Genomic DNA, 25119 nt, shown 5'->3' with positions numbered 1-25119 from the left:
GTGCTCGTCATGCGGCGATCGACGCTATCTCAGTTTGCTGGGCGTGCATCCAGTCGGCTGCCTGCTGCGCTTTGCTCGCTGCGGTGAAGATGGCCTTAGGGTCGTCCTTCAGGACCTTGAGCCACGAGGCGACATAGGCTGCATGATCGGGCCGTGGATGGTGAGCTATGCCGAGATCAGCGAGGACGAGTCCGCTGAGAATTTCCACGCAGCATTCTTCGGCGGCATAGGCCGCTGATCCGAAGCGACCGGAAAGATCTCGGTTGAGCCGGTGCTTTGCACCACTGGCATGGCCGGTCTCGTGCAGCCAGACACCGTAGAATGACGCGGCGTCGCGAAACGAGGTAAAGGGCGGCATGAACACGGTGTCGGCCGATGGACGGTAATAGGCTTCCGACCCGCCGAACTCGGTCTTGACGCCCAGGTTTGCGATGAATGCTTCCGCGTGGGCGAGACGTTCGGCCTCGGGCAGTAAAGGAGTCGCCGGGCGCTCGTAGCCGTCGACCTGAGCGACGTTGAAGACGGAGAATGCACGGGCGAACATCCGCCGATGCCCGTCATCGTCGTCTTCGTCGTGGGCCTGCCGGGGAGACTGGATCTCCCTCCACAGGACGACCGTGGTGGAGCGTTCGCCTTCACGCACCTGCGCGCCGGCATCCTGCCATTGCTTGTAGGTGCCCCAGAGGCCGTCGCCATATCCAGCGGCGAAGCCCGCGGCCCAGAGTGCGAGCGTATTGATGCCGCGGTATCGCTTGCCGGATGAGATGTTGGTCGGACGCGCGACGCTGGTGCCGTTGTGGAACCAGGGCGCACGCCATTCGCCGGCGCCTTGCTCGATCGCGGCGATGATATCGGCCGTGACGCGGGAATAGACGTCAGCGCGCTGGACGGATGATGTGCTGGACATTGGGGAATCTCCGCGGCCGGCGGCGCGAGTCTCTTTCGCCCCCTCAACCGACCGCCCGACTCCGGCCTTCCTCTTCCTCTCCTGCCGCCCATTCGGGCGGCTGTTCCTCATTTTTTGTCTTGTCATGATTGTTGCTCCTTTCCGCCGGGGCCTGTCCCGGCGTCGGAGCAGCGGATTGCGATGTCTCAGGCGCGGCCGCGCACTCGCAGAGCCGAAGCGCAAGCGGAGGACGGCGTCAGTCGTTGCGCGGACGCGTCGGGCATCGCGCGCTCCGAGCACGCCGGGCGGGCCACCGGCGCAAGCAGCACCCAACTCCCCTCAGGAACCGGGTGCGGATCGGGCGTCGCCTATGCCGGCGAGGACCGTGTTCGCCCGCTCAAGATCCTGCTGAAGGATGCTTCGTTGAAGCGTGGACAGCCGCTTCTCCTTCAGCAGGTCTGCGGCTTCCTGTGCGGACCGGGCCCATGCTGACCGGTGCCTCGAGGTGATGCAGGCATTTGGACAGTGGGTCGGCTGGCAGAGTGCGGTTAGCGGCCCTTTGACACCGGTGGCCTGCTTCAGGCAGACGGCCGTGCCGGGATCGAAGAAGCAATCGGCCAGCACGCCGACATGAAGGGTCCGCGCGAGGCTCGCGAGCATGGTGCGCAGTCGGGCGCGATCAGCGATCATGGCCGGAAGCGGCCCGAGATCATCCGATACGCTGTCGAGCGTCTTCGCGATCCGTGCCGCCGCAGGCCCCGACAGCCTGGCTCCGGCCTGCCGCTCGTCGAAATAGATCAACAGGTCATCGAGCTGGCCGAGGCTACGCTGGTTCTCGACTTCGGCCCGAAAGCTGGATCGGCTGGAGCCGGCATATCCCTCGAACGCCGCGACTGACGCATGCTTGTACTGGATCATGCCGGCGATGGTGCCGAACGGACGGTTGGCAATATGCCATGCGATCGTGCGTCTGAACTGCCGCGTCGTGATGCGCCATGGCTGTCCACCTGGCCCGTCCGGGATCGCTGGCGCGTCCGGCGTGCCGAACAGGTCGTTGAGGTGGTCACGGAAATGATTGAGTTGGCGGACGATCTCGGCGGAGAGGTGGTCCTTGCAAACAGGCCTTGCGATCAGAACGGGCCAGAGCGTCGTGAGGCCGCGGGCGGAAGCGACCCGAAAAGACAAGCGTTCCAGAACCTCGACAGCTCTGGCAACGGGCTCGATGGTGACCCATTCGGCAGGTTCACCCTGGGCAGACTTGCCCTTATAGGCGACGGATTGGACGCGATGGCGCATGATCACGCCGTCGTCGCTGCGCGTCAGAGAAACGCATCCACGCTGCATCGCTTGGACTTCGCAATCTCGCATGCCGGTCAGATAAGCACAGAGAATATAGGCCGCTGATTGCAGCATGCGCTCTTCCGCCGCCAGGGTCTTGGCGTCGAAGCGAGACCGCCAGGGCTTGCCGGTCTCTGGGAGAATGGAGATGGGTGTATCCATGCCGCCAGTCTCGACACCGAGCTCGAGCACCGCAGCTCTGATCTGGCGTGGAGCGCCGTTCGTGAGTTGAATGTGCATCTTCGGCTCGGCCAGCGTGTCGATACCGATGTGCAGGTGAAGCAGGTGGGCGTTGACGGGTGGTGACAGCTCTCCTGTCTCGGGATGCCGGAGAAATATGCCGTTATGGGCAGTGCCCCAGACAGGCACCCCGCGACCTTCACTGCGCAGCCGCCCGAAATAGTCCTCAAGCCGCTTACGCTGCTGGCGCCGCCGGTCTTTACGTTCGAGAACGCTGTCCTGCTCGCTGAGTGAGGCGCAATGGGCTTCGAGGTTGTCCATTTCCTCGCGGGCTGCGAAGATATCGGCGGCGAACTCGGTGACATACCGGATCGACCAGGCCAGCAACGGTGAGATGATTGTCTCGGGAATGCGCGGCGTCCGGTTCTCGCGGACGTGACGATAGCCCGCGACACGCGCTGGTGATCTTCCGGTCCAAGGTTGAAACCGCAGTCCTCCGGAGGGCAGATGGTCGCGATAGAGGAAGAGATCGGCAGGTACTTCCAGTAATTGCGCGACAATGACGGGCCGGCGGGCACGATCGGCACTGAGATGGCGGGCATAGCGGTCCAGAAGCGGCTGATCGACCCGGTGAAGATCGACAACACCGAGTTCATCACGAACGAAATCGAAGAAGCGCCGAGCTCGGTTGAACGCCTGCCGAACACTGCCGGGAGGAAGTATCTTGCGGTGACCCGGCAGATCGACGTTCAGCCGGGCATAGAGGAGTTCGCGCAACACCTCGCGGACGCTCGTATCCTCGACAGACCCGAGATGCACGGTGACATGACAGCGACGGGCGCTCTCGCGAAACACGGCCGGGCCGAGATCCCAGCTCGGATCACTGTAGCGCGACAGAGCGCCCCGATCGAAACCAGGCTTCAGCGGAGCGGTCGCTAGAACCGGGCGCAGATCGTATTGCCGGGATGAAGCTGCTGGCGATAGTCCCGTCATTGGCCGGCCTCCGGCGGGAGATAGAGGGGATGCACTTCCGCCTCGCGACGGGCTGCGGCAACCACACTATCGGGGAATGCCGGCAGAACCTGCCCAGCAATGCGAGCATGGGCACGCCCAAACTTCATGGCCCAGTCCGCCGCTGAGAGACCCGCGCGCTGCTCTTCGATAAACCGTAGGAACGCAATGATCGCCGGCAGCTTGCGCGCGGTGATGACAGCGTTACGGCATTCGAGACAGCCCCAGAAGGGTTGCGGGCAAGACTCGCCTGGGTCTCCGAACGGGCTGCGGTCAAACCCGGAGCATGCCGCCAGCCAAACGTCCTGCTCGCCACTCAGGATACCGTCTCGGGTCTCGCGCCCTTCGGGCATCGCATCGCATTGCCGCCAGGAATCTTCCTCGGCAGGCGCCAGAACGATCGGAGCTGCAGCGGCCGCGACTTCTGAGAATGCCTCGGCAATGGTAGCTTCGTGTAGCGGTCGCAGCGAGGGGATATCCGCGTAGTGGCGAGCGGCGATCTCCGGCGTATGCCCGACGGCGAAGCGGGTCATGTGCCCCTCGGTTTTGAGATACCAGAGCGCCTTGTGGGTCTTGCGCAGCCTGGAAAGAACGAGACGAAGAGGTTCACCATTGTCATCGACGATCCCATGGCCTGCGGTCCATCGGTCGACAAGCTCATGTGGATGCTCGATACCCGCCCGGAGCTGCGTGGGCCCGGTGTAGTAGTAAAGCCAAAGGCAATTGCTCGGGACAAACTGCCTGGTGAAGGCCGTTGCCTCGATCAGCTTGCGGATCAAACCGCCCGGTGTTCCAATCCCGCCGTCGCGGACGCGAATGTGCTTGTGCTCGGCGCCGCGGGCACGGCGCTTGATATAGGCAATCTCGACGGTGCCAGGTCCAGGGTTCTGGAGACAATCGACCGTCAATGCCTTGCAGCACTCGATCTCAAGGCCGGTCTCTAGGGAAAGGAAGGTCAGCAAAGGAGGAATATCCATTGCACGCAGATGGAAACGTGCGTGCAAATTCTCGGACAGGATCGAGACCGGAAGACCGCGCCGCAGCCTCATGAAATAGAGGCTTTTAAAGGCGGGGTCTGCGCTGCTGAGCCTGCCGGACGCGACGATCCGGGCATTGGCCTCGTCGGTCACTCTGCGAAGGTTGGGATAGTTGTCGTCTTCATCCAGCGGCTTCCCGATCCGCCGGAATATCCTGGCGATATCGCCACGGGCAGCGTCGCGAAGCTGCCGTGCAACGAACGGGCTATAGGCATCACGCGGTCGGGATCGACCGGCGGATTGTGAGCTAGTGTAGCTGAGGCGACGACGAACACCTTCATCCAGAAGCCTTGGCTGGTCGGCGTCTATCGAGCGCAGGGCGAGGATGGCTTTGGCGAGAACAGTGTGTCGGTGGATCGGGGTCATCCCGACGGCTGCGAGGAAATCCTCATACCCATCGATATCGTCTGCGCGCAGATCGGCGGGCGTCTTTACCGTGGAGTGCTCGCGCAGATATGCGAAAAACCGGAGGTAGGCCTGGAGGTGTTGCTTGATCGTGCTCCGCGCGCCGAGCGGACCACCAAGCTCGGACTGCCGGCGTAGAGCCCCTGCAAACGCGAGGACGAAGGGTCTCGGACGCTCGCCGACAAGATCAACTTCGACGGTCCCGCCATAGCGCGCCTCGATGTTGAAGCGCAGACCCAGCACCGGATCGCTGGCGTGTGGAGGAACAACGCCATCAGCTGGCGCAAAACGAACCGCAGTTCCCTTGCGTGGGCGCCCCCTCATAGCGTGGCCTCCGAGGGGAGCAGTCCCAGGAGCTCTTCGACAGCCGCATCGACGGTATCAGCGCGCGTCGCGATGTGGTCCAGGTAAATATATGTTGTCGCCAGGCTGGCATGGCCCAGAAGCCGTTGCACCTGCTGGAGAGGATCACCAAGAACTTGCCGATATCCCTCCATCGGCCCGGCAGGCAAGGCAGCATCGCGGAGGCGGTGCTGGATGAGCATCGCCAGCATGTGAACGGCGAAGGTGTGACGGAGTTGGTGCGGGCTGATGCTGATATCGAAACCGAAGGATCTGCACCGGCTGGAGGCACGGGCGAAAGCGACTTCCCAGGAGTTCGGCTGCACCGGCAAGCCGATCTCCGAAAGCCATAATATCGCCGGTTCGCCCGGTGTGCCGTCGCTGTCGCAGACAATGATCCTACCGCGCTCCTCGGGGTCTAGCAGGTCGAGTGCGATATCGCCGCCATCAAGCAACCGCAGCCGGGCAGCATGCCGATCCCGATGAACGAAGATCGGTCGGTCGATCGACCGCCACGCAGAGCGTTGCTGGAACTTCGTGACGGCATGAGCACGTTCGACATCGACATAGGCGCGCACCTGTTCGAGCAGTCGAGCGGGAACGAGGATCTGGCGACCGCGATCGCCCTTGGTCTGGGCATCCGGCAGGTCCAGCCAGACCTGACGGCCCAGGCGCTGACCGGCGAAAACGAGATCGGAGGTGAAGAGGGATGATGCTTCTTCCAGCCGAAGCCCTGTGGTCACGAGGAGATCAGCGAATAACGCATTGCGGATACCGTTGCGATCGCGGGCGCCGGGGCGTGAGCGGCCGTCAGGCAAAAGCGCCTTGAGGCCGACATCCCGAAAACGCCGATAGTCCTCGAGCGTGACGAAGCTGACGGCCGCTCGATGCGCAGCAGGTTCATAGGCATCGTTCCGCGCGGCCACCTGCGACCGACGCCCGGCGTACCCCTGCCTCCAGACCGAGCGATGCGTGAAGGGCGCCTCCGCAATCAGTCCCTCCTGCACACCCCAGCGGTATAGCCGATCAAGACAGGCAACAGCGCGATTCCAGGTCGCAGCGGAAATGCGTTGTTCGGCGTCTGCACGGCGGCGAACGCGATGATAGGCAAGGACATCATGGCGGTCGGCTTGCCATATCGTCTTCGCGCAGGCTTCCGAAAGAAAACGAGCCCAGACCAGAACGTCGTAGCCATAGGCACGAAGGGAATGGCGTGAGCGAACGCCGTTGAGAGGAAGATCGCGGAGAAAGCGATCCAGATCAGGATCGTATAGCGCCCCGTCGCGGAGGATCATTGGGACATAGGCATCAAGTCCCGCCGCAGGTCTTCGCTCCTGAAGGGTGATGCTTGAAGCTGCGATTACATTGTCCACAAGTTGTTCAACCTTCCCCCAGACCCCCATCCAGGGAGCCCAGCATCAACGAAGGAGTTCAACTTGCCCGGCACTCTCCAGGCCGGCCTCCGCCAGCTATTTGGGAGCGCTGCGTCCGGCCTGGAAAGCGCCTCCGTCAGCGTGTGCATCAACCTCAGCAAGAGGCAGAGAGTCGGTGCAGACTGTCAAGATAAGGCGATCAGTTCCTCGCGGGCACGCTCGGTCTTGTCCTTGGCATAGCGGCTGAGGTCACGACCGACGCGGTGGGCCGGCGCCGTCCAATGGGTGACCTCATGACTCAAGGTCGCGTAATAGCTTGCCGGGTCCTTGAAGCTCTCGAACGGCGGCATCTGGATTATATCGGCGGACGGCGCAAAGTATGCTTGGTTGCCGCCATGGCGGATTGCAGCACCGGTGTTGCGAAAGTACCGATCGGCATTCTCGATGCGCGCGGCCCGATCGAGGACCGGCGCCTGCCGGTGACGATATTGGTCGGGAAGTCCGTCGAAGACGCTGTAGGCTTTCAGGAAAGGGATCTCCCGTTCGAGCTCACCACCATTCCCATCGGTTTCGGATTTAATGAAACGGCTGGCGAAGACGACGGTTGTGCCGGTCACGCCTTTGCGGACGGCAGCTCCCAGTTCGAGGGCCTGCCTGAACGTCATCCACGTGGATGACGTATATCCTCGGGCGATACCTTCCGACCAAAGAAGCAGCACGTTAACGCCAGAATAGGACTGCCCGTTGTAACGCAGCGGTCGAGTAATGCGGCCAGCCGTGTTCGCCGTGTTCCATGGCTTCATCCAGGGCCGCACGCCTTTCGCCAAGTCTTCAACGATCTTGTCGGTGATGCGGCTGTAGAGATCAACACGCTGTTTTTCTGTACTGCTCATATCTTAGCCTCCGTTTGAAGCCGCGCCCGTCGCGGCCCGTTGCGGAGGGACGAAGGGCAGGAGCAAGTCAGCCGGTGGATGCACAGGAACGGCCGCAACGAAGTGAAGGACGGCGGAGCCGTTGCGTCCGCCGGCGGCTCCTGCAGACCCGACGAACGGAACGGGCCGCCGGGCGCGCCATCGTCTTGTTTCGTTTCCTCGGTTGGCCAGGTCGCCGACATGAAAACAGGCCGGCTCCGCCTTGGAGTCGGCCCTACGGGTGTTGATGGGAAAGGCGGCACCGGAGCCCAGCCCGCAAGGCTAGTCGAAGGCCGATATCTGGGCTTCTGCAGCCTTACGGCTCAGCGTTGTGCCCGGGTGTTCGACCGGTCTATCGAACGGCTTCCAGGTCTCGCCGATCACCTGCGCATAAGCGGCGACGGCACCTTCGGCCGCCATTCTGAGCGAATGAGCCTGAATGCCCATGTCGGCGGCGAATTCCCGCTTGCGTTGGGCGGCGCTGTCATAACCGACCGGACCGTCAAGGTCCTCGTCCCGAGCGTCGTTGGCGGCTTTGGCCGTGGCATCCCGCGCCTCGGTGACCGCGCGGCTGTAGAACTGACCGGCGCCGTGGGCAGAGCCTACGAAGGCGCCGACGATGCGCTGCATGTGGATCTGCATCGCTTTGTCGCCAAGTCCCTCCCCGAGCGCATCGGCGGTCTCGATGACCAGCCGTTCATGCAGGTCGCGGATGCCGTCGCTGTCGATGACTGTAGTTCCGAAACTCTCGGCGATCTTCAGCGCTTGGCTGGCGTCCGGGCATGTCAGCCGGACCATCTCGATGGTGGCGCCCTTGCGCAGTTGTACGGCGCGCGAGGATTGGCGCGAGGAGGGGGGAGCGGGTTTGGCCATGGTCGTTTCCTTTCGAGGTCGTCCGAAATAGCTCCGGCCCCATGCCGGCTTGCCTTTCGGTGCGGTCATCCCGAACCGGAGGAAGACGGGCGTTTCAGGGTCCGGCCCTGCCTGGACGAGCGGAGCCGGCTTGAGTGCCAAGAGGGCAACCTGCCCTCGAACGAGCACGCGAGCCTGCTCCGAGAAGACGGCGGGGTCCGGCCGCCCGCGGCGCGCCAGCGGCCTTGAAGCGCACGTCCGCCGGTTCAGACCGCAGTAAAACCGAAGGGCGATCCGGCACGGGGAGAACCATGGAGTTCCTCGAACGAAACGCCAGGCGCCCCGCTTGTCGCTGGGAGGGCTTCAAGCGCCCGCGACCCGCGCCAGGCACTGGCGAGGAAATATCGGCCATCACGGACCGCAACCATGGCGAAGACGATCGTCGAGGCGCGCGACAACCAATCCGTCGGCGCTTCTGCCAAACTCTAACCCTGAAGCGTCAGGGGTGGAGACTTCGGAGGAATATAGAGGGAGCATAATCATTCCGCGGCCCTCCCTTCGACGTGATCGGCTGCGACCTCGTCGGCTGTCACCTCCTCGACAATGGCGTGGGGATAGCGATTGCGGATGAGCCATTCTTCGGCCGCTTGCCGGTTGTCCGCCAGGTGAATGAGCTCGGCGCTCGACCCGGCCCGATCGAAGACGCGAACAGATCCGAGCGCCGGACGCTCTACGACTTGGAATGTCAGATTGCTGTCGAGCGAAAAGGTCCGGTGGATACGGATAGCAATGACACCGTTTGCGCCGAGATCGCCCTCATGCAACGTGAAATACGGTGACAGGCTCGTGGGGCCGACGTTGCGCTCGCCTTCCTTTCGGATCAACCGGCCCTGGCTGTTGCAGGTCTTCCACGCGGCGAGCTTTTGCTTGAATCGCGCGGGTGGCCGTGGGGTGCCATCCGACCAGGCGACGATGGAGCCGATCGGGGCGAGGCGATAGATCAGAGACGCGGACATTGCGCATCCTCCTTCAGATTTTGGGGTTGTGGAAACGAAACCGCCGCCAGGGCAACCGGCGGCGGAAGGTCAAGCGGAGGAGCTCGGTGCGGCTATTCCGCTGCAATCCCGTGGGCGGTTTCCTCCTGGTCGGAGGCGTGATCGGTGGCAGGCTCGCCGACGTGGTCCTCGTCAACCGCCGCCGGCGGATCGAACCGGTCGAGACCGACACCGTCGCCCTGTGCACCTTCGCTGCCATTGCCGATGGCAGCATCAGGGGAGCTTTCTTCCTCCTCGGGGCCATCGGCGTACTTCATGAAATCGGCGATGTCCTTCGGATCCGGTGCGAACAGCGCCGCGGGAAGAACAAAGGCTGCGTCGGCCGATGCGAAGTGGTCGGCGAGGGCTGCGCGGGTTTCACGGACGCGTGCCTTCGGGGCCATATTGACCGACTTAGCGGCGGCCTCCAGCGCCTGGCGCGACAGACACAGCAGGAAATCCTCCGTTCCCATGTTCGGGAGGAAACCATCCGCGCCAATCGCGTCACCGGCAATGCGCGAGACGACACCGCTATTCGACATGCCGCGCCGGCAAGAGAGCACATCGATGAGGACGGAGCGGGCCGCGACCCGCACGCTGTCCATATCGAACGCCAACCTGCCGTCTGCGGAATAGAGGCGCGCGACGTGACGCTGGAACCGCTCCGTCCCGAACACGGTATCGTTGGCGCCGGAATCGACCCGGACATTGGTGCCGGCGAAGGCCATGACCAAGAGGGCCATCAGCATGTCGTCTTCGATTGGGGCGCGGGCCAGCGCCTCGTGCAGCGCGTCGGTCCGGAAGTCGCCGATCATGTCCTGACCCTTCTGCGTGACCTCGGGCCTGGTCTTCCCGACGACACCAGTGTCGTCATCGGCTTCTGTCGAAGCGTCACCGGCGGGACCGGGGCGCCTATCGGTTTTCCTTGGCTCCGGCATCCGGTAGTGGACGCTTTGCACCTTGCCCTCGCGATCGAGATACATTGCGGTGCAATCGCCTTTGCCGGGCTTGCCGTAAACGCGTTCGGCCTTCTTCGGCAGTTCCGGCTGGCCCCAATTGTTGACCTCGACGATCGCCGCCTTCCTGGGAAGGTTGCCCGTCATCCATTCCTGCTGGGCGCCGAGGAAAGCCTCGACATTGGTAGTGTAGCGATTGTCCTCATCCGCCGGCCCGAACAGATCCTCCGCCCACTCGATACCGTAAGCGAGGCGAAGGTCGTCGGCAAAACTTGCATCGCGGGCATACATCCGGGTCTTAGAGAGGCCGTTGGCGATCTGCCACCAGGCCGCCGTGTCACCCTTCTTCGGCTTGTGAGCTTTCCAGACCTCTTTCTGCTCCTCGGTCGAGGCGGCCGCGATCGTTCTTAGCTGCTGCTCGTTCGGCATATCGCCCTTTGCCATCTGATCGAGCATGGAAGGCAGGACATTGGCGAGCAGACGAAGCTTACGGATCTGCCGGACGGGAAGGGCAAGCGCCACGGCGATCGCTTCCTCGGTCCAGCCGAGCGCGACCAGCCGCTCGATGCCCCTCCATTGATCGATCGGATTGAGCGGCTCGCGAGCAATGTTCTCGACCATCGAGCGCATGGCGCCGTTGTCGTTGGCCGCGTCCACGACGATCACATCGATTTCCTCGAGACCGGCGGTGATCGCCATGCGGGTGCGCCGGTGACCGGCTTCGATGATGTAACCGTTGCCGCCGGCTTCCGGGAAAATAACCGGCGGCTGGATCACGCCGACGGCCTTGATCGTCGCCAAAAGCAGGGCGTCGGCCTGCGGCGTCGACTTCGATTGGCGCGTGTTATCAGGGTTGTCCTTCAGCGCACGCGGATCGACCTTCATCAGTTGCATGGGATGCTCCTTTTCGGGGATTGGACACGGCCCTCTGCCTGCCCTTCTCTCGCGTCTTCATTCTTTTCGAAGACACTTCCCGGACCGCGGAGCGGGCGGCCGGGTGCAACTGCGGCCGAGCATTGCTGCCGCGAAGGACGAGCGGGGCTGACAGCCCTGCGAAGGACGAGTGGCGGGATGCGGAGGCGGCGGTTGAGCGTCAGCGGCGACCGGCGGACGGCTCTGCGACCGGCTCATCTCCCTCTTCCTTCTTTTCTCTCAAGGTCGCAGCCCTATCGGCAAGATTTTTCATGATCGGCGCGGTCGAAGTCCGAGACAGAAAGTAACCTATGCGCTGCCGCCTCCAACGGATCGTCAACATCGACCGTGAGAGCCTGCATGCCTTCATCCGGGAGCATTCTCCTCACCGATGGAAGCAACGCCTATAGGCGTGTGCAGCATCGCGAGCATGTGGTGGTCAACCTAAGTTTGGCTGACGGTCCCGCCCGCGCATGAAGCCCTTCCCCCTGGGTTCATCGCCTTTTCTCCAACTTCAAGCGGTTGGCCTATGGGACGTATCACGGTGTCCGCGACAAGCACATCGACATCTACGCCAACGAGTTTGTCTTCCGTTGGGACCCTCGCAGACACTTTCAGACCAACGTCGACACGATCCTCAGCATCGGCCAGCGGATCGGATATTCCTACGAATACCATTGCGACGTCTTCGACGCACTCGATGCGGTCAGATGGGAAGAGAAAAAGCACCGCTACCGCCGCCGGAAGGCGATCTGCGCTCCCTCCCAGGCGTCCGGGCGAGGAGCGAAACACGAGGCGGTTGTCTGCCCGCCGAGCCTCGCTCTGGAGGAAATCGAAATGGGCTACCTTCGACACGTTCCAGTCGAATCGAGGATTGCAGGTTCCGGACGGTCTGCGGATCAAACCCCAAAAATCATCGCCTGAAATATGATCTGCTAATTGCAAGCGCGAACGGAAGGCTCTGCTTCTTTGGGAAAGTCGACCTCCGACCAAGTCCAATCATCTGCAGGAACTGAGAGCTGTCCACAGCGAACCAAAATTTCACCTTCGAGGTCTAGGTCTTCAGCGTCCACAGTTCTCGCAAAGGCATCCACGTCGATGAAGATATCCAGTTCCGACGCCAGCTTCCTGATGACGATGCCGCTCTCGAATTGGTCAGCATGCTGGAAGGCCCATGCTGCGTCAGTGGTCCAACTTTCGATCAAATCGCTCGATCTCGGTTGGATCGAGAGCGAGCCGTCTTGCAGACGCTGCCCCTTCCTTAAGTCGTAGCCTCGATAAAGAAGAACGTCTGCCGCTGGCCCAGTTAGTGATGCCACATCGTTTTCAAATTGAAGGAGCTGCTTGCTTAAAGATTTCTTCTTGGAGGTGTACCCGCTGGAAAAGACAGGATCGTTTTCAATCCAGTCTACCAATAGGGTGTGAAGGCGATCCAAGTTGTTGGCATCAGTGACCATACGATAAACTCCAATCCCCGTCCCCCGATACTGTTTATCGATGCCAAATCAAAATGCGACGCAAAGCCTTTGACCAACTTCCGATAAAGCATCGGTGGATTAAATGACGGCCGCTGTCGTTGCACACGACAGGTCGAGGCGAATCTGTCCCGTTCGCTTGAGTTGCTTCTTCGCTGCTACGACCGCTGACAGCAATCTTAGCACCTTTCAGGGCTACAGGTGCCGCAGCAAGAACCTTTGCGCCATTGCTGGTATGGACCTGTGCGAACGGGATAAGCCTTTAAAAAAATGGGCCAGCGGAAACCGCGGCCCATGAAGTGTGAAGGTCAACAAACCTCCAGAGGGAACAGCTGTTGCGGCGGCACTGGGAGGAGCTGCCACCATGTGCATCAGCCATGTGCAGAATGCCTGTTTTTTGACCGAATGGCAAAGCGATTATTGTGCAATGCAGCTATGCGCATGCTGCGCCGCTCCTAAAATCCTACCGAGAAGCTAAGCCATGGCGTTGTCATCAGGCAGCCTCTGACGCTTCCCCGCGCACCGCGGCCGCCAGCGCCTGGTCGATATCCCGGCGCTGCCGACGCTTGTCGGCGAGTTCATCCGCGAATGCGAACACGCCGCCCTCGCGCGTGCGATAGGAGGCAAGACGCCCTTCGGCCTCGTGCAGTCGAAGCCGGTAATGCTCCTGATCCTCGTCAAAACGGTGGAGCGCGTGTTCCAACCGCGAAACGGCACCCAGCGGCGTCACGGTGACAGGGAGATCGAGCTCCTCGGTCGTGCCGGTGCGCTGAAGAAGGGTGGTGTAATAATAGCCATCGCGCCTGCCGAACCGCTCGCCATGATAGTCCAGGTGAAAGCCTCCGATCGAGGCGATTCTCATTTCACCTTCCTGTTGCAACTGCACCAGAGTGAGGATTTCTTTCATCAGCGCGCGGCCGGCGAGCCTGCGCTCGTCGTAAGCCTTGCCCATCACCGTCATGGCGAAGGCATCGCCAGCCGTCGGCGTGAGGCGCTCTATGTCCTTGCCGATCTCGCTGATACGCCGGATCGATACCTCGATATCGCGCTCGGCGTCGCGGATCTGTCGGCGTACCGCATATTGATCCTCGTCGTGAGCGGCAAGCAGCCGTTCGAGGCGGGCAATGTCGGCCTCAAGTCCCGCCTTTTGCATCAGTCGTTCATCGCCGCTGGCAATCGCCTTGGCCATGGCGAACTGGTTTGCGGCCCCTTCACGGAGATCTTCCAGCCTGCGGATCGAAGTGTCGCCGGAAAGCGCTGCGGCAATGAAGCGGGCCTTGCGCTCGTTGCTCTGCCACATGCTGGCATCGAGCGAGCCTTGGGTGGCATAGGCGAAGATATCAACCTCGTCATGCTGGTTTCCCTGCCGCACGATCCGGCCCTCCCGCTGTTCGATCTGCGAAGGCAGCCAGGGGACGTCGAGATGATGCAACGCCTTGAGACGGAGCTGGGCGTTGACACCGGTCCCCATCGTGTCCGACGAGCCGATCAGGAAGCGGACCTTGCCGGCGCGGACGTCGGCGAACAGACGCTGCTTGGCATCGGTCTTCTTGTAGTCCTGCATGAAGGCGATTTCCGATAGCGGAACACCCATGCGCACAAGTTCGTCCTTGATCCAGCGGTAAGCTGAAAAGCCTCTGCTCTTCTCGACATTGATGGTGCCGAGATCGGAAAAGATCATCTGCGCCGCCCCGGGCAGATCGAACAGCTTGCCGTCGGGGCGCAGATACGTGCATTGCGCGGTCTCCCGCCAGATGCGGAAGGCGTTCTGGACGAGCAGGTTGAGCTTATTGTCCAGCTCGTTGTCATTGTCCGCGTCGACCAGGCGGAGATCGATGGCGGCATGGCGACCGTCGGTGATGACGGAGAGCAGGATGTCATCGCCGGGCTGCGCCGGCCCCTCGCGCATCTCGATCGTCTTGATGCGGGCATCAAGGATAGTCTGATAATTTCTGAAGGCCTGCGTCGGCTTGGCTGTCAGGATCTGCCGCCCGCCGGTGGAGATGTTGGGCACCTTGACGTATTCGCGCAGATCCTCGGGCATCACCACGTCGGCGAAGCTGCGGAACATGGAGATCAGTTCAGGCACGTTGACGAAGGAGGCAAAGCGGCTGACGGGCTTGTATTTGCCGGACGGCTGGATCTCCAGTTCCGTCGTCGTGTCGCCGAACGTCGAGGCCCAGGCATCGAATTCGTGCAGTCCGCGCTCGGCCAGTGCGGCGTGCCCAAGAAGGCGCTGGATCGAAAACATCTCGCCGAGCGTGTTGGTGATCGGCGTCCCGGATGCCAGAACCAGAGCGCGGCCGGGGTTCTTCGTCTCGATGAAACGGCCTTTGACGTAGAGGTCCCAGGTACGCTGCGATCCGTTCGGATCGATGCCTTTCAACGTCGACATGTTGGTGGCGAAGGAAAGCTTGCGGAACTCCTGCGCCTCGTCGACGATAATCTGGTCGACACCAATCTCGGAGATTGTCAGCAGATCGTCCTTGCGGGTGGAGAGCGCCTCCAGTCGCTCCTTCAGACCCTCCTTGAGCCGCTCCAACCGTTTGCGCGAGACACAGTCCTCGCTGTCGACCTTGGTCAGAAGATCCTCGTAGAGCTCCAGTTCGTCCTGGATCATTTGCTGTTCAAACGCCGATGGCACGGCGATGAACCGGAATGCCGAATGGGTGATGATGATGGCATCCCAGGTCGCGGTGGCGGCGCGGGAGAGGAAGCGAGCCCGTTTTTCTTTCGAAAAATTCGTCTCGTCGGCGACGAGAATGCGGGCGTTCGGATAAAGCGCCAGGAATTCGCGCGCCGCCTGCGCCAGGCAATGGCCCGGAACCACCAGCATCGCCTTGGCGATCAGCCCGAGCCGGCGCTGTTCCATGATCGCGGCCGCCATCGTCATCGTCTTGCCCGCACCGACGGCATGCGCAAGGTAGCTCGATCCCGATGAGATGATCCGCCAGATGCCGCGCTTCTGGTGCCCATAAAGAACAATGGCGCCAGAGGCACCGGGAAGCATGAGATGGGAGCCGTCGAACTTTCGAGGCGCAATGTTGTTGAAGCGATCGTTATAAACCCGCGCGAGCCGGTCGGTGCGATCGGGATCGGTCCAGACCCAGTTCTGAAAGGCCGTCTTGATCTTCTGCAGCTTGTCGCGGGCGGCTTCGGTATCGACGACGTTGAGCACCCGCCGCTCGCCGTCCACGTCCTTGAAAACGTCAAAGATCTGAGGCACGCGGCTGTTCAAGGCATCGCCGAGCAGCTCGCCGGCGTGCCGGCGGTCGGTGCCCCATTCCGATGTGCCGGCGGCCATCCAACCGAGCTGCCGAGCCTCGACGGTCCAGGAGCCGAGTTCCGGCATGTGATGGATTGCGATCTCCGCACCCATCGTCTCGTGCACGAACTGGACGATATCGATCGCCGGAATCCATGGCGCGCCAAGTCGTGCGGTAATGTCCGACGGGCGGAGATCAGCCGGCTGCACCACCTGAAGCGCACGGACATTGCGTTCGTAGCCGGCATCGAGCCCAGCGGCTGCTTCCGCAACGCCAAGCTTCGTCCGCACTGCGCCGGAAAGATAGGCGTCCGAGGTCTGCCAGGAACCGTCGGTCGGATCGCGAAAGATTGCGTCACCGAGCGCATCGAGAACTGCGTCCGCATTGCAATGCAGGAGCTCGGCGATATGATCGAGGTCGATGCCCCCGCGCTCGTTGAGGACGACGGCCAAGGCATCGGCGGCGGAGGTGATGACGGGCGGGGAAGGGGGCGCGATGACGCGCTCGCAAAAAATCGGCCCGGGCCTGGCGGTGTTGGTTTCGAGGTCATAGGCCTCGATGGAGGCGACCAGCCAGCAGTCGGGATCATCGCGAAATGGCAGAAGGTTCGGCTGGCGATGGATTTCACGAACCTCGCCCGTCGTCTTATCCTCGATGATCGAAACCGTGGTGTGGTTGATCGGGCCAAAATCGCGCACGAAGCTCGACCAGGCGATGCGCAGCCGTACTTGGCAGTCGCGCCACGGCCGGTCAGTTCCTGGGCTGTGAGGACGTCTCGCACGGCATCGCGGATCGGGATCAGTTTGCGAATGATCCGGACGTGCTTTTCCGGTGGGCCGTCGCCGCTACGGGGTTTGCGGACCTGCACCGCGAGCGGCGCGCCGTCGACCATCTGCATCAGGCCGTGCCTGTTGTCGATGAAGTAACTGCCTTCACGGACCCGGTTGCTGTCGGCTTTCAGGTCCAGGATTTCCGTCAGCTCGTCTTCGAGATCGACATCGATTTCGGTCGGCTCGCCATCGTAGAGGCCCTCTGGAAGACGCTGAACGGCGGCATTGAGTGCCGTTTCCATGTTCTCGTCGGCGCGGGGCAGGCAGGTGTAGGTCTCACCGAAGGGACCGGAGGTCAGCGCGTGCGTGCCGAGCACCGAACCCGGATGTCGCGCGAACCAGCGGTTCACGCGGATCGGCCCTTCCTCCGCCGTGGCTGGGCGGACTTCGTCAAGATCGAGCCAGGCAAGATCGCCTGGCGGTTCGCCGGCCTTGCGCTTGCGAAAGAACAGGATATCGACGACGACGTCGGTGCCGGCCTCCCGCCGGAAACTGCCTTCCGGCAGGCGAATGGCGCCGACCAGATCGGCGGCTTTTGCGATGTGTTCCCGGCATTTGCTATCGGCTTTGTCCATCGTACCGGCGCTGGAGACAAAGGCGGCGAGCCCGCCGGGTTTCAAGAGATCGATCGACCGCGCGATGAAGTAATCGTGCAGCCTGAGACCGAGCGGGCGATAGTGCCGGTCGGAGCGAACCGTGCGGTCGGAGAAGGGCGGATTGCCGATAGCCAGGTCGTAGATTTCAGGAAGATCTGTCCGCGCGAAATCCGCATTGATAATGCGCGCCCGTGGCTGCAGCAGCCGCGCGATGCGGGCGGTGACCGGATCGAGCTCTACGCCGGTGAAATAGCTGCAATCACGATACTCCACCGGCATCAAAGCCGGAAAAAGGCCTGTCCCGATACCGGGTTCCAACACCCTGCCGCCGCGCCAGCCGAGCCGCTGCAGGCCGGACCAGATCGCCCGGACGATGTATTCGGGCGTGAAGTGGGCATATTGGGTGCAGCGTGCAAGCGAGGCATAGTTGCTTTTCGTGACCGACGCCTCCAGCGAACCGGCGAGTTCCTCCCAGCCTTGGCGGAAACCGGCCTCACCCGGGCGGCGGAACATGCCGTTGGCGAGCTCAGAGCTGCCGAAACCGGTGAAGCGTATCAGCCTGGCCTGCGCATCACGCGTAGCCGGCCTTTCTTGCCTCTCGATCTCACTGGCTGTGAGAATGGCCGCGATATTCAAACACGCCCGTTCCCTCCAGGTCGCGGCCAAACCGCGATCGTCGTCTTCGAGGTAGAAGTTGGCGGGCGCTCCCTGCGTTCGTTGCGCCTTTGGAATGGCAGACGGAAGGGCACGCGCGGGGGCAGGGGCAGACGGCGTCGGTTCCGGATCGTCGTCATTCGCGGCAAAACCGCCGAATGCAGTGACCCCGATGCCGAGCCCAGACGAAAGCGGGCTGCCGGCGAAGATATCGAGGGTGAAGGGATCGTTGCTCATTGAAAGCTCCTTGGGATAGCGCGAGTGTCGTCCTCCTGTCGCGAAAGACAGCAGGCGATCCGCAGTGGATGGGAGGAAACGGCGTCCATGCCGCCGGTGTAAGGTCGGCAAAGCGCTGATCGCGCTCGAGGATGACCATCTGAATGGCGTCGGAGGCGAAGACGATGCGACGATGCGCGGCGGCTGGGCTCGCCGCAATCATCGCCTCAAATTATCCAGTAGCAAGGCGTCGATCGGGCGCGGTCGTCGCGCGCGCCGATGCGATCGGGAAGGTGAGCATGGCAAAACTTTCTATGCCGCGATCGGTGAGGGGAGATGGCGCAGCTGTACCGGCAGCTTGGCGGCGATCTCGTCGTCGGTCAGATCTTCGAGCAGCTTAAGGAAGCTGCCCTCTTTCCCGCCATAAAGCAGCACCGTTCGCTTGCCGCGCACCGCAGCCGGAAAACATGTATCGGCATAGCCGCGATAGTCGTCAGCCGTCGCGCTCCAAATGTGATCGAGGCGCTCTTCGCGGGTCATGGTGCGGATCGGGCGGCTCTCCCGGTCGATGATTGCGACACGCATGGCTTCGACGGAGGTCTTGTCTGAAAGGTCGCAATAGCCGTGGAAGCACCGGATCGCTTCCTCGATGCGGAGCGCGAAGAACACTGATGTCACCGATCCTGTCAGGAATTCCCGCATCGCGAACATCGAGCCACGGATCCAGAGCGGCGGCAGGATCTCAAACATGTAATCGTGCTCGGCTTCGGTGATTTCGAACCATTCGCCGGCGTAAAGCGGCGTTGTGTCACCGTTCCAACGATCAGGCCGCTGGACATGACGGTCGAACATGCGAAACATCTGTGGGCGGCTTACGACGCCCTGAAACACTTTGCGGATGGAAGAGGTCATCTGCGGCTCCTTGCGCGGGCGGACGAAGCGCGGCACAGTCCTCGCGACCCCGCCATCTTCTTCAGTCCTTCATGACCCGTTTCCTGCCGCCGGCATCGCGACCTCCCGGGTCCAGGGCCGGCTTTAGCCGGGCGAAGCCTCCCTTGACGCGGGCAGCGCGCATGCGGCACGCCTCTCCCTCTTTCCCTTCCTCCTCCCATTTCTATTTCTCGCGGCCCCGCTTCGCGCGCAGCTTCAGAACCTCGTTCCAGTCCTCTTCTGGCGGGCGAAGTCGCATCCAGTCACATCCCGCCTCCTCGGCAAGTGCGCGTAGCCGCTCGGCAAACATCTCGCCTTGTGGGTTGGCGTCGGTGGCAGCGACCAGCTGGACTTTGGCCCCTGACGCGAGCGCGCCGAGTGCCGCGACCGTGGTCGGCGACCAGCCGCCGCCGGTGCTGAGATAGAGCGTGCCGTCGCGCAGGCCCTCGATTGCCGCAAGGCTCATGGCGTCGATCGCAGCTTCCGTGACGACCAGGCGCACCGCCGCATGCGACCCCAGACGAAAGAGAACCTTCGTTCCTCCGGAGGCGAACCCTCGGTATTGCGGACCGCGCGCCTCCCAGCCGGTGACGATGCCTGCCTCGTTCGTATGGGCGGCCCACATGCTGCCTTGCGGACCTTCGCGAAGAAGGTTGCGTTTGATCGCCGAGCCCAAAAGATCCGCCGGCAGGCAACGCACGTCCTTTAGGTACCGCCACGTCGATGAACCCCGAAAGGGTCGGCGGCGCACCTGCCAGCGATCGGCAAGGGAAAGGTCGGATTCGTCATTTGAAATGCGGGGCTGCCACTTAGGCTTGGAAATTTCGAAGCCTATAAGATCCGCGACCTTCTCGACGCATGCCGAAAAGCCAACACGGTCAAGGTGCTCGACCAGTCCGAAGACATCGCCTTTCGCGTCGCTGAGCGGATCGAACCATCCACGGCCTTCATGCGTCACAATGATGATCTCCAGGCTGCGGCGGTACTTCTCAGCCCGCCGGGTGCTTTCCTTGACGTCGATGGCAAACCCGTTCTGCTCCAGCACAGCGGCGCAGCTTACCTTGTCGCGCAGCGATTCTATTTCTCGTCTGTCCATTTTCCTTCCGATCGCGAGAGCGATCGCCTCCGATCCGTCAGCTCTACCAATTTGCCACTTCAGCGGCCGCGAAGAGCAAAGGCCGCAAGGGCGCGGCTGGCAATTTGGTGAATCATGCAAGGTCGGCCGCGGCGAAGCCTCCCTTGCGGCCTGCCGCTCGCAAGCGGCAGGCCTAAGGCCCTGCCTTGGCTCAATGCCAAGGCGAGTACTCATGGACGATCTGAAGCTCGTCGTCGTCGATTTCGTCGGAGGGCAGGACGCCATATTCGCCGTTGACGGTGAAGAGCGTGACCGGAACCATCAAGTCGCGGGAGAGCTGGGATGCGAGGGACTGGGCGAGCGAGATGTCGTGCGACATGTGAGAGGCTCCTTCTGAGCGGGCCAATTCCCGCTCGATGGCGCCTTAAGAGGCCCGAGGACGGGCGCGATCACCGTGACGCGAAGCGGAAGCGGCCGCAGCCTGGCTGGCGGACCCCTCGCGGGTTGATCGTGGAAGATCCGGAACCGGGCCAGGACGCCATCAACAGAGAGCGGGATTGGACTGGTTAGGGAGAGCACGCAACGGCACTCGGCTGCATCGACCAGCTTGCGATCTGCCGGCTGCGATCTCGAATGCCGGGCGGGTTTCAACGGCCGCGTCCGCGATGAGATACAGACGGACATTCTCGGCCGGCGCGTGGCCTCGATCTTCGATCCGGTCGGCCACATCTGGGCGCTGGTCGAACGAAGAGCAGAGCGCGTCTCGAATGCCGCCGAAGCGCTTTCCAAATCGATCGCGTTCGTCATCAGCCCGGCGATCGAAACGTTCGAGCAATGTTTATGAGATGGCCGAGGTCATCTCGTCTTTCGGTACGTCCAAAGCTGTGCCGGCGGAATGTTGCGCATCATGAAAGCCAGATGACGGACTTCGTATCCGGCGGGAAGCGCGACGACTGGAGAGAGCAATCCATAGGTGATTTGGACGACGGGCCGCCCTGTCGGAATCCGTTCGAGAAGATCTAGGATCAGCGACAATCGTTTTGAGGGCGGCAAATGAAGGAGGGGCACAGCGGAGATGACGCAGTCGAACTTAGCACCTCGCTCAGCGCCGAGAACGAGATCCAGCGCAAAGGCGTCTCCACGTCGAACGTCGACCTCGGGAAACTCCTGCTGAAGATGCCGACAGAACTCCGGCGAATACTCGATGGACAAGAGATCCTTGGGCCGAACACCGCGCGCCAGGATCTGCTTGGTGATCACGCCGGTTCCCGGACCCAGTTCAAGCACAGGAAGGCGGGAGGAAGGTTCGATAACGCTTGCCATCTTCCTTGCCGTCGCAACGGAGGTCGGCGTTATGGCGCCTACAGCTGTGCGGTCGCGCTTCCAGCCCTTCAGGAACTCGATCTCATCCTTGAACTTCAACCCCATCCGCTGCCGCACGCCCATTTTGCCTCCGCTTTGATACCCGATCAGAATCACGGGAGCGACAAACACCGTCTAAATGCGACGAATTCAAGCCCGTTGGCGGCATTTTCCATTCGATTATCGCGTGTTGCTCATAAAACAAGTCGTGGCGAGCACCCTTCGCTGCCAAGTGACGCCCTGTGGTTGCGTTCCATAGCGAAGAGTCGGCAAGGCTTGCCCACGAAACGCTCCGATCCCATCGGGCAGGTTCTTGATGGTCGCTGACCCCCATTGCCCGCCGCTACGACGGCGCTGCAGACATAGGGAGCTGCAACAGCTGAAGGCCGGTCTTCTTACCACGACGCAGTTTCCCAGGTGCACTAAAATATCACTGTAGTTGCTAAAGACTTATCGTAAAATCTGCGATAAGTTGCGTGAAGGCGGATTTTTATGCAACCGTCGTGGGAGGGAAGATGAGTTCGATTGAAGAAAGTCTTCGCGCAATTGCGGAGCGCGTCAAGTCGCATTCCAGTACGATGGCGACGGAGGAAGCGGTGAAGACTGCGGTCGTTCTCCCATTCCTCCGGGCTCTAGGCTACGATGTCTTTGACCCATCAGAAGTCGTGCCAGAGTTCACCGCAGACGCTGTTGGGAAGAAGGGCGAGAAGGTTGACTATGCGATCAAGATCGACAACCAGATCAGAATCCTGATCGAATGCAAACCAATTTCTGTGGCGTTGGAGCGCAAGCACCTCGACCAGCTATATCGGTACTTCAGTGTAACCGATGCCAAGTTCGCGATCCTCACAAATGGCCGGACCTTCAATTTCTACACCGACCTTGAAGCGCCGAACAAGCTCGATGCTCGACCATTCCTGGTTTTCGACATTAGCGACGTCCAGTCGGGCATTTTGTCCGAGCTGCGTAAGTTCGAGAAGGCCACTTTCGACGTCTCGAACATTTTAGCCACCGCAGAGCGTCTCAAGTACACTTCGGGTATAAAGCAGGTCATTTCTAAGCTTGTTGAGGAGCCGAGCGAGGAATTCGTAAAGATGGTCTCGCACGATGTCTATGAGGGCAGGATAACGGCTCCCGTACGGGAAATGCTGACAGCCGTCGTCCGGACCGCGTTTCGCGAAGTGATCATGGATACGGTGAAGAGCCGGTTATCGAGCGCTCTTGCGGAGACGCAGGAAGTCATCGAGAAGATTGATGTCCCCGTCGCCGAGGACCCTGAGGTCATAACGACCGAAGAGGAAGTGGAAGGCTATATGATCGTAAAAGCTATCGTTCGCGAAACCATCAGCGCCAAGCGTGTGGTCATGCGCGACGCTAAGTCCTACTGCGCCATCCTCATCGACAACAACAATCGCAAACCGTTGGCGCGCCTCCACTTCAACAGGTCGGTCAAGTACATCGGGCTCTTCGACGGGGAAAACGAAGAGCGCTTAATCGTCGATACGCTCGACCAGATCTACGAATACACCGACCGGCTGAGGGCGACCGCGCGAAAGTATGCCGCCGAAGCGGCTAAGATAGCAGCGGAATAACGAGGCAATCCGGCGTGCCCGAGGCATTGAACAGCTGATCATCTTTAAATGACCGTAATTGCTCAAACCTCGGCCCGCTAGGTGGTCTTAATAAGCTGGCTAACAGGCTCTCGAAAGAGCTAGCCTCGCCGCGACCGCCAGTCGACCGGTTATGGTTGACGAGCGCTATCGGTGTTGCCTACGGGAACTTGCTGTCGAGGATGGCAGAGTAGGCCGAAATCACCAATGCCGATGAGACCTTTCGAATAGTGAGTTTTATTACCCGGTGCAGAACGGGTCGGGGACCTACGGATTCAAACCGGCATAATTCGAAAGATGCCAGTCTTGTCATATTTTCGGGAGTTCGATCACAGTCAAAGCACACCCATAGTGATCGTTCGCGCCGCCCCGATCAGGCTGTCAACAAACCAATCAATTCGTCACATCTCCAAAAGCGAGCGACACACGAAATTGTCGTCGAGGATGCGGCGCACGGGCGAGAGCCATACTCCAACATTTTGATGATGCCGTTTTTGTTGGCATGGCATTTGCGTGACATCAGCCGTGGCGGAATGAACCAAGACATTGGATCCGAGGCTGGGCATCTTCAATGTTTAGCAGCGCGGATCTTGGTGCCCAACGCCACGAATTTCTGGCCGTCAAAGATGGCAACAATTGCAATCGAATCTGGGGCTTGGCGACGAGTGGCAATGAAACCGCAAGCGGCACGAAAAGCCTCCTCTGACAAATCTGCTCGCTAATTCAAGGACGCGACCAAAGCTATTGCTGCAAAGGGGTATGAGGGTATGAGCGCAAAGATTGTTCTGGATTGGAAGAAAACCAGGTTTTGTCGCCTCGTTAAAGGAATTGTCACCGCAAGTTTCAGCCTGCTGCTGCTGACCGGGGTGGCACAAACCCAAGCGCTACCAAACCTGAAGATCGATCGCAACGCCATCTCGGTGTCCGGCCTATCGTCGGGGGCATTTATGGCCTCGCAGTTGCAGGTCGCGTATTCATCAAGTTTCATGGGGGCGGGCATTGTCGCTGGTGGACCTTATTTTTGCGCTATGGGCAATCTCACCTATACGGGTATCTGCATGGGCCAAGTGCCGCGCGTTCCTCCCAATCCTGCGATGTTGTACGCTGCGGCGGAAATGTCTTCGAGTATCGGCGCCATCGACCCACTTTCCAACCTTGAATCGAAGAAGATTTACATTTTCAGCGGTACGGCCGATACGATCGTCACGCAAAGTGCCGTCGATGCCAGCGTCCAGTTTTTCAAATTGGCCCGAGTTCCCGATTCAAACCTCGTCTATGTCAGCAATTACCCTGCCGGTCACTCGTTTGTTTCGAAGGTCTTCGGGAATTTGTGCCCGACCAATGCAACGCCGTACATCAACGAATGTCTGACCGATTCACCCAATACTGCCAACGACAACAATTACGATCAGGCTGGCGGGATTTTGCAGTTCATCTATGGCAAGCTTAACCAACCGGCGGCCAAACCAACTGGGAAGTTGAAGGCATTCGACCAGAAACTCTACGGTGCCGCCAACCCGGTGTCGAGCATGGCGGATGTGGGGCATGTCTTTATCCCCGACAGCTGTGCCAAGCCTGGGGCCAACTGCAAACTGCATGTGTCCATCCATGGCTGCAGCCAATCGCAGCAATCGATCGGGGACGATTGGTATACCAAGCTCTATCTGAATAACTGGGCGGATACCAACGGTATCGTAGTGCTGTATCCGCAAGTCGATAAGTCACTCCGGAGGCCGTATAATCCCCAGGGTTGTTGGGACTGGTGGGGCTTTACAGGTAGCAACTACGCGATCAAGGGCGCCGTCCAAATGGACGCCATTATGAAGATGATCGCTGCTCTGGGTGCTTCCTGACCGCGAAGCACCAAG

Annotated in this window: 16 protein-coding genes and 3 pseudogenes; 4 read left to right on the top strand and 15 right to left on the bottom strand. The window is 61.1% G+C overall.

Annotation, left to right across the window (positions count from 1 at the left end; translation table 11 throughout):
• Positions 1–7: 7 nt before the first annotated feature.
• The 9 genes and pseudogenes from ACXHXG_RS20690 to ACXHXG_RS20650 form a co-directional block, all read right to left on the bottom strand.
• The gene (locus ACXHXG_RS20690; RefSeq protein ID WP_457900517.1) at positions 8–907 is read right to left on the bottom strand and encodes an ArdC family protein; all 900 of its coding nucleotides are present in this window, start codon (positions 905–907) and stop codon (positions 8–10) included.
• A 318-nt stretch (positions 908–1225) separates the two neighbouring features.
• Entirely contained in the window at positions 1226–3397 is a 2172-nt protein-coding gene (locus tag ACXHXG_RS20685) for an integrase (RefSeq protein ID WP_457900516.1), read from the bottom strand.
• Complete coding sequence (locus ACXHXG_RS20680) at positions 3394–5181, bottom strand: hypothetical protein (RefSeq protein ID WP_457900515.1); 1788 nt, start codon at positions 5179–5181, stop codon at positions 3394–3396. Before ACXHXG_RS20680 ends, ACXHXG_RS20685 begins: the two co-directional genes overlap by 4 nt.
• Positions 5178–6602 carry a tyrosine-type recombinase/integrase gene (locus tag ACXHXG_RS20675; protein WP_457900514.1) on the bottom strand — a complete coding sequence of 475 codons (1425 nt, stop codon included), beginning with the start codon at positions 6600–6602 and terminating at the stop codon, positions 5178–5180. The genes ACXHXG_RS20680 and ACXHXG_RS20675 overlap by 4 nt, the downstream gene beginning before the upstream one ends.
• Before the next feature lie 164 nt (positions 6603–6766).
• A pseudogene (locus ACXHXG_RS20670) lies at positions 6767–7465 on the bottom strand (ArdC family protein); the annotation flags it as partial.
• A gap of 300 nt (positions 7466–7765) precedes the next feature.
• Positions 7766–8356, bottom strand: coding sequence for a hypothetical protein (locus ACXHXG_RS20665; RefSeq protein WP_283060794.1), 591 nt, complete (start codon positions 8354–8356; stop codon positions 7766–7768).
• Between the two features lie 245 nt (positions 8357–8601).
• On the bottom strand, positions 8602–8817 hold the full coding sequence (locus ACXHXG_RS20660) for a hypothetical protein (RefSeq protein WP_283061039.1): 216 nt from the start codon (positions 8815–8817) through the stop codon (positions 8602–8604).
• 57 nt (positions 8818–8874) lie between these two features.
• The gene (locus ACXHXG_RS20655; protein ID WP_457900513.1) at positions 8875–9351 is read right to left on the bottom strand and encodes a hypothetical protein; all 477 of its coding nucleotides are present in this window, start codon (positions 9349–9351) and stop codon (positions 8875–8877) included.
• Between the two features lie 92 nt (positions 9352–9443).
• A complete protein-coding gene (locus ACXHXG_RS20650; RefSeq protein WP_457900512.1) occupies positions 9444–11219 on the bottom strand; it encodes a ParB/RepB/Spo0J family partition protein in 1776 nt (591 codons plus the stop codon).
• A gap of 513 nt (positions 11220–11732) precedes the next feature.
• On the opposite strand from ACXHXG_RS20650, the pseudogene ACXHXG_RS20645 reads away from it, so the two are divergent.
• Positions 11733–12161: pseudogene (locus tag ACXHXG_RS20645) on the top strand (transposase); the annotation flags it as partial.
• Positions 12162–12172: 11 nt separating this feature from the next.
• Here ACXHXG_RS20645 and ACXHXG_RS20640 read toward each other — a convergent pair.
• From ACXHXG_RS20640 to ACXHXG_RS20620, 5 genes and pseudogenes are all read right to left on the bottom strand, one after another.
• Positions 12173–12694 (bottom strand): hypothetical protein, encoded by a 522-nt coding sequence (locus ACXHXG_RS20640; protein ID WP_457900511.1) that lies wholly within the window; start codon positions 12692–12694, stop codon positions 12173–12175.
• Between the two features lie 511 nt (positions 12695–13205).
• Positions 13206–18295 (bottom strand): annotated as a pseudogene (locus ACXHXG_RS20635) (N-6 DNA methylase).
• A 291-nt stretch (positions 18296–18586) separates the two neighbouring features.
• Positions 18587–19186, bottom strand: coding sequence for a DUF1419 domain-containing protein (locus tag ACXHXG_RS20630; RefSeq protein WP_283060788.1), 600 nt, complete (start codon positions 19184–19186; stop codon positions 18587–18589).
• Positions 19187–19388: 202 nt separating this feature from the next.
• The gene (locus ACXHXG_RS20625) at positions 19389–20300 is read right to left on the bottom strand and encodes a DUF3991 and toprim domain-containing protein (protein ID WP_457900510.1); all 912 of its coding nucleotides are present in this window, start codon (positions 20298–20300) and stop codon (positions 19389–19391) included.
• 190 nt (positions 20301–20490) lie between these two features.
• Positions 20491–20658, bottom strand: a complete 168-nt coding sequence (locus ACXHXG_RS20620; protein ID WP_457900509.1) for a hypothetical protein — start codon at positions 20656–20658, stop codon at positions 20491–20493.
• Between the two features lie 228 nt (positions 20659–20886).
• Here ACXHXG_RS20620 and ACXHXG_RS20615 point away from each other — a divergent pair, with 228 nt between their 5' ends.
• Positions 20887–21123 carry a VOC family protein gene (locus ACXHXG_RS20615; RefSeq protein WP_283060782.1) on the top strand — a complete coding sequence of 79 codons (237 nt, stop codon included), beginning with the start codon at positions 20887–20889 and terminating at the stop codon, positions 21121–21123.
• An 11-nt stretch (positions 21124–21134) separates the two neighbouring features.
• Here the strand turns inward: ACXHXG_RS20615 and pmtA are convergent, their stop codons facing one another.
• Complete coding sequence (pmtA, locus tag ACXHXG_RS20610) at positions 21135–21725, bottom strand: phospholipid N-methyltransferase PmtA (protein ID WP_457900508.1); 591 nt, start codon at positions 21723–21725, stop codon at positions 21135–21137.
• A gap of 431 nt (positions 21726–22156) precedes the next feature.
• Here pmtA and ACXHXG_RS20605 point away from each other — a divergent pair, with 431 nt between their 5' ends.
• Positions 22157–23233, top strand: a complete 1077-nt coding sequence (locus ACXHXG_RS20605; RefSeq protein ID WP_457900681.1) for a type I restriction endonuclease — start codon at positions 22157–22159, stop codon at positions 23231–23233.
• A gap of 785 nt (positions 23234–24018) precedes the next feature.
• Complete coding sequence (locus ACXHXG_RS20600; RefSeq protein ID WP_457900507.1) at positions 24019–25104, top strand: extracellular catalytic domain type 2 short-chain-length polyhydroxyalkanoate depolymerase; 1086 nt, start codon at positions 24019–24021, stop codon at positions 25102–25104.
• Positions 25105–25119 lie beyond the last annotated feature (15 nt).

Source organism: Rhizobium sp. LEGMi-198b (genome assembly GCF_054114205.1).
This window is presented reverse-complemented; position numbering and strand designations above follow the sequence as displayed.